The organism is Streptomyces sp. NPDC001068, from assembly GCF_042897315.1.
Classification (GTDB): Bacteria; Actinomycetota; Actinomycetes; order Streptomycetales; family Streptomycetaceae; genus Streptomyces.
The window spans coordinates 80,194-92,542 of the sequence record NZ_JBIAYD010000019.1 but is presented as its reverse complement, the minus strand read 5'-3'; the positions used below and the strand labels follow the sequence as shown (position 1 = coordinate 92,542).

Below are 12,349 nucleotides of genomic sequence, written 5' to 3'. Positions count from 1 at the left end.
ACCGGAGACGTTCGTGCGGGGGCGGTGCGGGTCGGGGAGCCGACCGGTACCGCCCCCCGTTGTCAGTGGGCGCCCGCACAATGGAGTCCGGGCCGCCGATCGGCGGCCCGCGGAGCCGGAAGCGGTGACCGGGGATCCGGTGACCGGGATCTTGTGGACGAAAGGGCGGCGTGACCCATGACCGTATGGGACGACCTCGTCGGGCAGGAGCGGGTGAGCGAGGTGCTCACCGCCGCCGCCCGGGACGCCGACGCCCTGGTCACCGCGGCCGCCGCCGGCCGGCCGCAGCCGGAGACGTCGAAGATGACGCATGCCTGGCTGTTCACGGGCCCGCCCGGCGCCGGCCGCAACCAGGCGGCGCGGGCCTTCGCCGCCGCGCTGCAGTGCGTGAGCCCCGACCGCGCCCTCGGCGGGGTTCCCGGGTGCGGTTTCTGCGACGGCTGTCACACCGCCCTGATCGGCACCCACGCGGATGTCGCCTCGGTCGCCGCCGTCGGCGCCGAGATCCTGGTCAAGGACATGCGCGACACGGTCCGCAAGTCGTACACGGCCCCCGCGACCGGCCGCTGGCAGATCATCCTCGTCGAGGACGCCGAGCGGCTTAACGAGAAGTCGGCCAACGCCGTCCTCAAGGCCGTCGAGGAGCCCGCCCCCCGCACGGTCTGGCTGCTGTGCGCGCCGTCGATCGAGGACGTGCTGCCCACGATCCGCTCCCGCTGCCGCCACCTGAACCTGGTCACCCCCTCGGTGTCCGCGGTCGCCGACATGCTCGTACGGCGTGACGGCGTCGAGCCCGAGGCGGCCGCGGCGGCGGCCCGCGCCACCCAGGGGCACGTCGACCGGGCCCGCCGGCTGGCCACCGACCCGTCGGCCCGCGCCCGCCGTGCCGCCGTACTGAAGCTGCCGCTGCGGCTGGACGAGATCGGCGCCTGTCTGAAGGCCGCCCAGGAGCTGGTGGACGCGGCGGCCGAGGACGCCAAGCAGCTCGCCGAGGAGACGGACGGCAAGGAGACCGAGGAGCTGAAGGCGGCGCTCGGCGCGGCCGAGGGCGGGCGGCTGCCGCGCGGCACCGCGGGCGTGATGAAGGACCTGGAGGACATGCAGAAACGGCGCCGCACCCGGACCCAGCGGGACAGCCTCGACGTGGCCCTCACCGACCTCACCGGCTTCTACCGCGACGTCCTCGCCCTCCAGCTGGGCTCCAGGGTCGCGATCGCCAACGGGGACGCCGAGGACGCACTGGAGCGTCTGGCCCGCGCCGGCTCACCCGAGGCCACGCTGCGCCGGATCGAGGCGATCGCCGCCTGCCGGGACGCCCTCGACCGCAATGTGGCGCCGCTGCTCGCGGTCGAGGCGATGACGATGGCTCTCAGAGCGGGCTGAGCGCCGGGTGGCCGACTCCTGATTGACCGGGGTCACCCGTACGAGCCACAGTCAACACGCACCGCACGGAGATCATCTCCCAGCGTTACGCTCGATCGATGCACATCAGGCGAACCCCCCGCCGTACCCGGATCCACCGCCAGAGCCGTAGCCGTAGCCACACCCGGGCCCGCACCAGCGCCCTGACCACCGCGGCCCTGCTGTCGGCCGCCGCCCTGCTCGTCTCCGCGTGCTCCGCCCCGGCCGGCGGGTCGACGTCGACCTCGGCCGGCATCGCCGAGCTGGCCGCGCTGCCCCGCTCGACCCCCTCCACGCTGGCCCCGTACTACGACCAGAAGCTCAGCTGGCGCAGCTGCGGCGTCCCCGGCTTCCAGTGCGCGACGATGAAGGCCCCGCTCGACTACGCCAAGCCCGGCGCCGGTGACGTCCGGCTGGCGGTGGCCCGGAAGAAGGCCACCGGCAAGACCGCGCCGCTCGGTTCGCTGCTGGTCAACCCGGGCGGCCCGGGCGGCTCGGCGGTGGACTACCTGCAGCAGTACGCCGGCATCGGCTACCCCTCCGAGGTGCGGGCGCGCTACGACATGGTCGCCATGGACCCGCGCGGGGTCGCCCGCAGCGAACCCGTCGAGTGTCTCGACGGGCCGCAGATGGACAAGTACACCGAGACCGACGTGACCCCCGACGATCAGCAGGAGACACAGGAACTGGTCGGGGAGTACAACAAGTTCGCCGAGGAGTGCGGGGCGCATTCCGCGGCGCTGCTGCGTCATGTCTCCACCGCGGACTCGGCGCGTGACATGGACATCCTGCGGGCGGTGCTGGGCGACCCGAAGCTGAACTACGTGGGGGCGTCGTACGGCACGTTCCTCGGCGCGACCTACGCGGGGCTGTTCCCGGAGCGGGTGGGGCGCGTGGTCCTGGACGGCGCGATGGACCCCTCTCTGTCCGCCCGTCAGATGAACCTGGAGCAGACGGCGGGGTTCGAGACGGCGTTCCAGTCCTTCGCGAAGGACTGCGCGAAGCGCGCGGACTGCCCGCTGGGCGCGAAGGGCAGTTCCCCGGCGCAGATCGCGGACAACCTCAGCGCGTTCTTCCGGAAGCTCGACGCGCACCCGATCCCGACCGGCGACGCGGACGGCCGCAAGCTCACCGAGTCCCTCGGCACGACCGGGGTGATCGCGGCGATGTACGACCAGGCGGAGTGGGGGCAACTGCGCGACTCGCTGCACGCGGCGATCAAGGAGAACGACGGCGCGGGGCTGCTCGCGCTCTCCGACAGCTACTACGAGCGTGATCCGGACGGGCACTACTCGAACCTGATGTTCGCCAACGCGGCGGTGAACTGCCTCGACCTGCCGCCCGCCTTCACCGGTCCCGGGCAGGTCGCGAAGGCGCTGCCCGAGTTCGAGAAGGCGTCGCCGGTCTTCGGGGCCAATCTGGCGTGGGCCTCGCTGAACTGCACGTACTGGCCGGTGAGGGCCACGGGGGAGCCGCACCGCATCGAGGCGAAGGGCGCCGCACCGATCGTCGTGGTCGGCACCACCCGGGACCCGGCGACGCCGTACCCCTGGGCCCGGTCCCTGGCCGGCCAGCTCAGCTCGGCCCGTCTCCTCACCTACGTCGGCGACGGCCACACCGCGTACGGCCGGGGCAGCACCTGCATCGACTCCGCGATCGACACCTACCTCCTCAAGGGCACCCCGCCGCAGCAGGGAAAGCGCTGCTCATAGCCCCTGCACACGCCCTGGGGGCCGCGCTCCCGGGGCGTGTACGGAGCACCCTGGGAAACTGTGTAGACTTACCGACGTCGCTGATCGCACCATAGTGCGGGCGACGCGCCGCCTTAGCTCAGATGGCCAGAGCAACGCACTCGTAATGCGTAGGTCTCGGGTTCGAATCCCGAAGGCGGCTCAGCGCAAACCCCAGGTCGGATCCAATCCGACCTGGGGTTTTGTCGTTCTTCGCGTGGTCCGTCCCCCTGGTTCCTGTTCCGTCGTCAGGTCCTCTTCCCGGTGGGGGACCGTATGGTCGGTGAAAATGACCGATCAAATGATTGTCAAAGCCGACACAAAGTGAGCCCATGCCCGGAGCTCTGACGTATCTGGGGCAACATCCTGGTGAACGGTGAGTGTCTCGCGGTCGGGCGCGGACACCACCGCCGGCCGGATGGGGTGAGGGCATGGTGCAGCCGAGGCTCGCGGTAGCCGTGGTGACCATGGGGAACCGGCCCGACGAAGTCGACGCCCTGCTCAGGTCCGTCGCCAAGCAGGACCTCGCCCCCGACCGCATCGTGATCGTCGGCAACGGCTGCCGGCTCCCCGAGTTCGCCCGCCGCCTCGACCTGCCCGGCGAGGTCACCACCGTCGACCTCGAGGACAACCTCGGCTGCCCCGGCGGCCGCAACGTCGCCCTCGCCCGGCTGCGCGCCTTCGGGGACGTGGACGTCGTCGTCGAACTGGACGACGACGGGGTGCTCGTCGACGTCGAGGTGCTCCGGCAGGTCCGGGACCTGTTCGCCGCCGACCCCCGCCTCGGCATCGTCGGGTTCCGCATCGCGGACGAACAGGGCGAGACCCAGCAGCGGCACGTGCCGCGCGTCGGCAACGCCGACCCGATGCGCGGGGGTTACGTCACTGGGTTCCTCGGCGGCGGGCACGCCCTGCGGATGGCCATGCTCGCGGAGACCGGCGACTGGCCCGCCGAGTTCTTCTTCGCGCACGAGGAGACCGACCTGGCCTGGCGGGCCGCCGACGCCGGCTGGAAGATCCTCTACGCGCCCGAGCTGCTCCTCCAGCACCCCCGGACCTCGCCGTCCCGGCACGCCGTCTACTTCCGGGTGACCGCCCGCAACCGTGTCTGGCTGACCCGTCGTCGGCTTCCCCTGCCGCTGATCCCGGTGCACCTGGCCGTCTGGACGACGATCACCCTGCTGCGCACCCGTTCCACGGGCGGACTGCGGGCCTGGTTCGGGGGCTTCCTGGAGGGGATGCGCGAACCCGCGGGCGAGCGTCGTCCGATGCGCTGGCGGACGGTCTGGCGGCTCACCCTGCTGGGCCGGCCGCCCGTCATCTGAGCCGGCGCCCGGCGGACGTGTTCGAAGCAGGACGAGGGCCCCGGTCGTTCACCTCCGCCGACCGGGACCCTCTCGCGTCCCCGGAGCCAGGCCTGCGGCGACACTCCCCCGAGTTGCGCGTTCTCCACGCGCGCCGTCGGGCCCGGTCCGATGCGAAGATCACATCAGGGGTCGCCAACGGATCGCTAACATATGGCCAGTGGTTCTCCCGGAGGTCACCAACCGGTTGGCGTGAAGGTGTCGTACGACTCCGGGAACAGGCCGGAAACCCTGCGGATTCCGGCCCCGACGGCACGGAGAAGGTGGCGGGAACTCGTCCTCGACGAGATCGGATTCCGCCAGCAGCCAGGTCAGTGGCGAGGTACCGGCGGGCATCCCCACCGGGCGGCGCGGCCGGCCACGACCGTACGGGAAGGCGATGGGCGGAGTGATGCGGCGGTACGAGCTGCGGTTCGGACTGCTGGGCGCTCCGGTGCTGTACCTCCCCGGCGGCCATGTCCGGCCCATCGGCAGCCCCAAGGTGCGCGCGCTGCTTGCCGCGCTGCTCCTGGAGGCAGGGCGGATCGTCTCCGTGGCCTCGGTCAAGGACGCGCTGTGGGGCGGAGCGCCCCCGGTGTCCGCGCAGGCCTCGCTGCACAACCACGTCACCCGGCTGCGCCGGCTCCTCGACGACCCTGAGCGGCTGCGCGCGGTGCCTCCCGGGTACCTGTTGCGCGTCGACGGCGGTGAACTGGACGTCGAGGTGTTCGACACGCGGGTGGCACAGGCGCGCGCGGCGCACGAGGGGCGGGAGTGGGCGGCCGTACTGAGCGCCTGCGCCGAAGCGCTCGAACTCTGGCGCGGCAGCCCGTTGTGCGGCCTGCCCGCCGACTTCGGCGGCTACGCCTTCGTTCAGCGCCTGGAAGAGGCCCGGCTGCTCCTGCTGGAGTGGCGCTACGACGCGGAACTCGCCCTCGGCGGGCGGCGACTGGGCGGGGTCGTGCCGGAGTTGGCGGCGCTGGTCGCCGAGCACCCGCTCCGCGAGTCCTATCACCGCCAGTTGATGCTCGCCCTCGATCGGACCGGCCGTCAGGCCGAGGCCCTCGCCGTCCACCGCGACCTGCGCCACCGCCTGATCGAGGAACTAGGCGTGGAGCCGGGCGCGGCGGTGCGCGAGGCCCACGTGCAGGTACTGCGGGGGCGAACCGGGAACCCGGCGAGCGCTTCCCACCGGGGCCCCAATGGTCCCACTGGTCCCATCAGTCCCACCGGCCCGCTCGACACGAACGGCCCGCTCGACACGAACGGCCCGCTCGACACGAACGGCTCGACCGACACGAACGGCCCGACCAGCACGGACGGCGCGACCGACACGAACGGCAGAGGCGACAGAGGCGGCAGAGGCGGCAGAGGCGACAGAGGCGACAGAGACACCGGGGACGGCAGGGAGGGGAGCGCACCGGACACGGGGTCGGTGCGCGGCCGGGACGAGGTGGCCGCGGGCGGTGAGGCGGCCGCGGGCGGCGCCCGCGCGGGCGTGTCCGGGCCGGTCGCGCGGCTTCCCGCCGCCCCGCGGGCCCCGTCAGCCGACGGTCGGCCGACGGGTGAGCGCGCCGACGCCGGTGCGGGGCGCGCCCCCGACGGCGACACGGAGCGATCCACGGGACCCGGTTCCGCACGGGACGGTTCCGGTTCCGTACACGACGGTTCCGGTTCCGTACGCGACGGTTCCGGTTCCGCCCCGCCCCGGCCCGCCCAGCTTCCCCCGCCCCCCGCCTGCTTCAGCGGTCGCGTCGCCGTCCGTGAGGAACTGGGAGGTGTTCTCGCCGAGGCGTCCGGCCCGGTCCTCGCCGTGGTCAGCGGGATGGCCGGTGTCGGCAAGAGCGCGCTCGCGCTGCATGTCGCCCATCGCCTGCGGGAACGTTTCCCCGACGGTCAGCTCTACGTCAACCTGCACGGCGCCACACCGGGCGTGCCCCCGCTCGCGCCCGCCCAGGCGCTCGCCGCGCTGCTGCGCGACCTCGGTGCCGACCCCAGGCACATCCCCGAACACCCCGACGCGGCGACCGCGTTGCTGCGCTCCCTGCTCGCGCCGACCCGGACCCTGCTGATGCTCGACGACGCCGCGAACGCCGCCCAGGTACGGCCGTTGCTCCCCGGCGGGGCCGGCTGCGCGGTGATCGTCACCAGCCGTTCGCCGCTCACCGCGCTCGACGGCGCCCACCGTTTTCCGCTCGGGCCGCTGAGCGGCGAGGACAGCGCGGCCCTGCTGCGCACGGCCGGCGGGCGGCCGGAGATCGACGCGGACCATCCGCTCGTCGGCCTCACCGGCAGGCTCCCGCTCGCCCTGCGGGTGGTCGCCGCCCGGCTGGCCGCGCGCCGCGCCCTCACCCCCGAGGTGCTGGCCGGTCAGCTCGCCGCCACCGAGGGCAGACTGCAGCACCTGGAGTACGACGACCTGAGCGTCCGGCGCTCCCTCGCCGTCGCCCACGACGCCCTAGCCGCCTCCGACCGGGTGCCCGACCGCGACGCCGCCCTCGCCCTGCGCCATGTCGGCGCCCTCGACCTGCCCACCTACGGCACCCTGCTGGTCGCCCGCCTCACCGGTCTCGACGCCCGCCGCAGCCAGGCCGCCCTGGACCGGCTGGTCGAGGTGGCCCTCCTGGAGGAGACCGCCTACGGCCGCTACACCCCGCACGACCTGGTACGGGACTTCGCACGGGAGCTGGCCGGGGGCACCGACCGCGCGGAGGCCGCGGTCACCGCCCTGAGCTGGTTCGCCGCCGTCGCCGAACTCGCCCTCGCCGCCATCGTCGAACCCGGCCGCGAACAGGACGACCGTCGCAGGCCCACCGCCGCCCAGCCCGCCGAACACCAGCCGTACACGGAAGCCCTGCCTCCCTTCGAGTGCGTCGAGCACGCCTTCGCCTGGGGCGATGTGGAGCTGGAGAACATCGTCGCCCTGGTGGAGCGGTACGCCGACACCGCCGACCCGCGCGTCAGCGCCTACCTGGCCACACTGGTCCGGCTGCTCTTCCCCTACGTCCTGCGCAGTGGCCGGGTCGCCGAGATGGAGGTGCTCGGCACGGCCGCCCTGGACGCCGCCCGGCGCCTCGGCGACGAGCCCGCCGAGGCGTACGCCCTGGGCGACCTCGCCGGGCTGCGCTTCCTGACCGGCCGCCAGCGGGAGGCCCTGGCCCTGACCGACCGGGCCCTCGCCCTGTGGCGGCGGCTGGACGTGGTGTCCTGGATCCGGCGCAGCCTGAACAACCGGGGTCTGCTGCTGGAGGGGCTCGGACGGTACGAGGAGTCGGGCGAGGCGCTGCGGCAGAGCCTGGAGTACTCCCGGCAGCTCAACGACCCCTACGGCGAGGCCGTCACCCACAGCCATCTCGGCAACCTCTACGAGCACACCGACCCCCGTGCGGCCATCGGGCAGCACCGGCGTTCACTGGCGATCGGGGACGCCCTCGGCGCCGTCATCGTGCAGCACTCGGCGCACTGCAACATCGGCTACGCCCATCTCACCCTCGGCGAACCGGCCGCCGCCGCCCCGCACTTCGAGAACAGCCTGCGCATCCTCGGGCACCACGGCGACTGGCACGGCGAGTCCCAGTCACGGCTCGGTCTGGTGCGTGCGCTGCGCGGCCTCGGCCACACCGACCGCGCCCACCGCGAGTGCGCCGAACTCCTGCGCCGAGCCGACACCCGCGCCGACCGCTACAGCGGCGGTCTCGGCCGCCACCAACTCGGTCTGCTCCTGCACGAACAGGGCCGCACGCAGGAGGCGTACGACGCCTGGCGCGCCGCCCTGGCCGCCCTCGACGGCACCGACGAGTCCGGTGTCCTCGCGGAGCTGCGCGAACTGCTGGCGGCCGGTGACTGATCACTTCGCGTCGGCATAGCACTCCACCACCGCGGTCGTGAACGGGAAACGCACCGGCGTCGAGCCGAACGTCAGCCGTCCGGCCAGGTCGGCCGCCTCCCGGATCGCCGCCACGACCGTCTCGGTCTCCTCCTCGGGACAGTGCACGATCACCTCGTCGTGCTGGAAGAAGACCAGCTCGGCCGCCAGGTCCGCGCAGCTCCGGCGAAGCGCCGCGAGCATCAGCAGAGCCCAGTCGGCGGCACTGCCCTGGACGACGAAGTTGCGTGCGAAGCGGCCTCTGGCCCGGGAGTTGCTGGACGCGTAGCCCGGCACCCAGCCCTCGGCCGCTTCCTCCTCCGGCTCCTGCTGGGGCATCCCCGCCTCCTCCGCGCCGTCGCCCGCGCCGGCCGCCGGCGGACAGGTCCGGCCCAGCCAGGTACGCACCAGCCGGCCCTCCTCCCCGGCCCGCGCCGCGTCGTCGACGTAGGCCACCGCCTTGGGGAAACGGCGTCGGAGCGCGGCCAGGTTCCTCAGGCCGTCGCCGGAGGTCTGGCCGTAGACCGCGCCGAGGACGGCGATCTTGGCCTGCTGGCGGTCCCCGGAGAAGGCGCGGTCGGAGACGGCCTGGTAGAGGTCGGTCTCCCGTCCGGCGACCTCCATCAGCCCGGGGTCGCGGGAGATGGCCGCGAGCACCCGGGGTTCCATCTGGTCGGCGTCGGCGACGACCAGCCGCCAGCCGGGGTCGGCCACCGCGGCCCTGCGGATCACCTTGGGGATCTGCAACGCGCCTCCGCCGTTGGTCACCCAGCGGCCGGTGACCGTGCCGCCCGCCTGGAACTCGGGCCGGAACCGGCCGTCGCGCACCCAGTCCTGGAGCCAGGTCCAGCCGTGCGCCACCCAGATCCGGTACAGCTTCTTGTAGGCGAGGAGGGGTTCCACCGCCGGGTGGTCGATGCCGGAGATCTCCCAGCGGCGGGTGGACTTCACCTTGATCCCGGCTTGGGCGAAGGCCTTGATCACGTCGGCGGGCAGATCGGGGCGGACCCGCCTGCCGAACGCGGCCGACACCTCGTCCGCCAGCTCGGCCAGCCGACGGGGTTCGCCGCCGCCCGCGTACCGCTCGCCGAGCAGTTCGCGCAGTACGTCACGGTGGACCTCGGCGCTCCAGGGCAGGCCCGCCCGGTTCATCTCGGCGGCGATCAGCATCCCCGCCGACTCGGCCGCGGTCAGCAGCCGCATCCGGTCCGGGTGCCCGGTCCGGTCGTGCCGGCGCTGCTGCTCGGCGTAGACCGTGAGGAGTTCGTCGAGCGTCAGGCGGGCGGTGCCCTGCGGCTCGAACAGCGGCGACTGCGCGCCCGGCTCGGCCGCGCGCTGAGGCGGGTCGGGCGGTACGGGGCCGCCGCGGAGGCGGGCCAGGGCGGCGGCGGCCGAGCGCGGCTCGCCGGACCGCCCCTCGTGGCCCAGCAGGAGCGTCTCGGCGTCCTCGATGTCGTAGCACCGCTCTACTCGCACCCCCGTGGCGAGCAGGCGCGGGTAGACCTCGGGGGTCGACCGCCACACCCAGCGTGTGACCTCCGGGCGGCCCCTGACCGCCCCGGCGAGATCGGGCTCCCGCCGTACCGGTCCGGCGGGCAGCCCGTCCGGGCCGAGGGGGGCGACGTCCACGCCACCGTCCTCGGCCGGAGCGAGAGCCCACCGGTCGGTCATGCCGCGAGTCTGGCACCCGCCACTGACAACGGGTCCGCGGTGAGCGCCCGGGGCCCGACGCCCCGCCCGGCCGGGTGCCGGCCGGGCCCGCCCGCTACTCTCCCGCCCCTGCCTCGTTCCGCCGTTCCCGCTCGTCCTTCGCCGCGTCCGCCGCCTCCGCCACCGCGTCGCGCTGTTCGGCCCACAGGCCCAGCACCTTGGCGATGTACTCCTCGGACGCCGGCTTGGTGACACCGAGGCCGCTGAGGACGCCTTCGCCGTTCTCGTGCTCCAGGAGGGCCAGCAGCAGGTGCTCGGTGCCGATGTAGTTGTGGCCGAGGCGCAGGGCCTCGCGGAAGGTGAGTTCGAGGGCCTTCTTGGCCTCCGGGCCGTAGGGGATGAGGTCGGGCACGTCCTGCGCGGCCGGCGGGAGCGCGGCCGTCGCCGCCTGGCGCACGGTGTCCAGCAGGACGCCCTGCGCGAGGACCGCCTTCGCTCCGATGCCGTCCGGCTCGGCCAGCAGACCGAGGACCAGGTGCTCGGGGCGGCCTTCGGGGTTGCCCGCCGCGAGCGCCTCCTGGTGGGCTGCCATGACCACGTTCTTCGCCCGCGGGGTGTAGCGGCTGAAGCCCTGGCCGGGGTCGAGGTCGGCCGATTCCTTGGTCACGAAGCGCTTCTGGGCCGCCTGCCGGGTCACGCCCATGCTCTTGCCGATCTCGGTCCAGGAGGCGCCGGAGCGGCGGGCCTGGTCGACGAAGTGGCCGATCAGGTGGTCGGCCACGTCGCCGAGGTGGTCGGCGGCGATCACCGCGTCCTGGAGCTGGTCGAGGGGTTCGGGGTGGACCGTCTTGATCGCCGCGATGAGGTCGTCGAGGCGTACGGATGCCGTGATGTTCGGGTTGGTCGCCATGTGTCAACCGTAAGTTGACAGGAGAAGGGTGTCAACCTTCGGTTGACATGGACTGGATCCGTCACGCACGCACCGCGCCGGACGGTTGTCCACAGGGTGTGGACGCCCTTCGGGGGCTGTCCGCGGCACGTGGCACGATCGACGTGTGACCAGCAGTGAATCCAGCACCGTCGACCGAGCCTTCCAGACCGCCCTGTACGACGGCACCGACTCCGGCCTCGACACGGGTGCGTCCCTCCTCGCGGCCGATACCGGCGCGGACGCGGAACTCGCGCGCCGCGGCCGGGAGTTCGTCGCGGGTGCCTGGCGGCGCGGCTGGCAGCCCGCCGACGTCGTACGACTGGTCCGGCGTGAGCTGGACGAACCGCACGTCCGGCTCGCCGCCGACCTGATCCGATCGCAGGCGGCGGACGACGGGCCGCGCGGCCCCCGTTGGCTGGCGCAGCTGGACGCGTTGCCGGACGGACGGTTCCGCGCGGGCGACCGCTTCTCGCACGCCACCGCCGTCCTGGAGCTGTACCGGATCCTGCTCCGGCTGCCCTCCCTGGAGCCGCTCGACGACTCCGGGCCCCGTGCGGGCGCGCACCGGCCGGAGTCCCGGATGCTGACCCGGATCCGCGCGCTGCTCGCCAAGGCCGAGGCGACCGGCTTTCCCGAGGAGGCGGAGGCGCTCAGCGCCAAGGCGCAGGAGCTGATGGCCCGGCACAGCGTCGACGAGGCGCTGCTCGCCGCGGGAGCGCCCGCTCCGGACGCCCCCGGAGCCTGCCGGATCGGGGTCGAGCCGCCGTACGAGCAGGCCAAAGCGGTGCTGCTGGACGCGGTCGCCTCGGCCAACCACTGCCGGGCGGTGTGGAACGAACCGCTCGCCTTCTCCACGGTCGTCGGTTTCGAGGCGGACCTGGAGGCCGTCGAGCTGCTCTACACCTCGCTGCTGGTGCAGGCCACGCACGCGATGACGACGGCGGAGGCGGCGCAGCGGGCGGGCGGCAGGAAGCGGACGAAGACCTTCAGGCAGTCCTTCCTGGCGGCGTACGCGCACCGGGTCGGCGACCGGCTGGCGGCCGCCGCGCGGACGGCCGTCACCGAGACGGCGGCGGCCCGGGATCTGCTTCCGGTCCTGGCCACCAGGGAGATGGCCGTGACCGACCGCATGGAGCGGATGTTCCCGCAGACCACCACGACCCGTCTGCGCGGAGTGACCGACGAGGCGGGCTGGACGGAAGGCACGAGAGCGGCGGACCGGGCCCAGGTCCACTCGCGCTCCCGCCTGCCCTAGCACCGAACGTCAGGGCGCGGTCCGGTCCGGTCGTAGGGGAGAGTCGGTCCGGCGGGGTGGGGCACGCCCGGTCCGGCCGTGGGGCAGGTCCGGTCAGTTCGCAAGGCAGACCAGGTCCGACCGTGGGGGAGGCCCGGGCCGGCCGCTCGGTGTCGACCGCTGGCCGCCAGCCGT

At 73.5% G+C, this 12,349-nt stretch carries 7 protein-coding genes and 1 tRNA gene; 6 read left to right on the top strand and 2 right to left on the bottom strand.

The window, feature by feature from the left end; all coding sequences use genetic code 11:
* Nucleotides 1-177: 177 nt before the first annotated feature.
* The 5 genes from ACFY3I_RS39270 to ACFY3I_RS39250 all read left to right on the top strand — a co-directional run bounded on the left by ACFY3I_RS39270 (nt 178) and on the right by ACFY3I_RS39250 (nt 8,321).
* Nucleotides 178-1,383 (top strand): DNA polymerase III subunit delta', encoded by a 1,206-nt coding sequence (locus ACFY3I_RS39270; protein WP_390865734.1) that lies wholly within the window; start codon nt 178-180, stop codon nt 1,381-1,383.
* A 98-nt stretch (nt 1,384-1,481) separates the two neighbouring features.
* Nucleotides 1,482-3,113, top strand: a complete 1,632-nt coding sequence (locus ACFY3I_RS39265; protein ID WP_390865733.1) for an alpha/beta hydrolase — start codon at nt 1,482-1,484, stop codon at nt 3,111-3,113.
* 107 nt (nt 3,114-3,220) lie between these two features.
* Nucleotides 3,221-3,294, top strand: a tRNA-Thr gene (locus ACFY3I_RS39260).
* A 268-nt stretch (nt 3,295-3,562) separates the two neighbouring features.
* Nucleotides 3,563-4,456: a glycosyltransferase gene (locus ACFY3I_RS39255; RefSeq protein ID WP_365286526.1), complete on the top strand. Its 894-nt coding sequence runs from the start codon at nt 3,563-3,565 to the stop codon at nt 4,454-4,456.
* Between the two features lie 418 nt (nt 4,457-4,874).
* The gene (locus ACFY3I_RS39250; RefSeq protein ID WP_390865732.1) at nt 4,875-8,321 is read left to right on the top strand and encodes a BTAD domain-containing putative transcriptional regulator; all 3,447 of its coding nucleotides are present in this window, start codon (nt 4,875-4,877) and stop codon (nt 8,319-8,321) included.
* Here ACFY3I_RS39250 and ACFY3I_RS39245 read toward each other — a convergent pair whose 3' ends face one another.
* Entirely contained in the window at nt 8,322-10,010 is a 1,689-nt protein-coding gene (locus tag ACFY3I_RS39245) for a bifunctional 3'-5' exonuclease/DNA polymerase (protein WP_390865731.1), read from the bottom strand.
* 94 nt (nt 10,011-10,104) lie between these two features.
* Nucleotides 10,105-10,899 (bottom strand): Clp protease N-terminal domain-containing protein, encoded by a 795-nt coding sequence (locus ACFY3I_RS39240; protein ID WP_390865730.1) that lies wholly within the window; start codon nt 10,897-10,899, stop codon nt 10,105-10,107.
* A gap of 145 nt (nt 10,900-11,044) precedes the next feature.
* Here ACFY3I_RS39240 and ACFY3I_RS39235 point away from each other — a divergent pair, with 145 nt between their 5' ends.
* Entirely contained in the window at nt 11,045-12,175 is a 1,131-nt protein-coding gene (locus ACFY3I_RS39235) for a DUF2786 domain-containing protein (RefSeq protein WP_390865729.1), read from the top strand.
* Nucleotides 12,176-12,349: the final 174 nt, after the last annotated feature.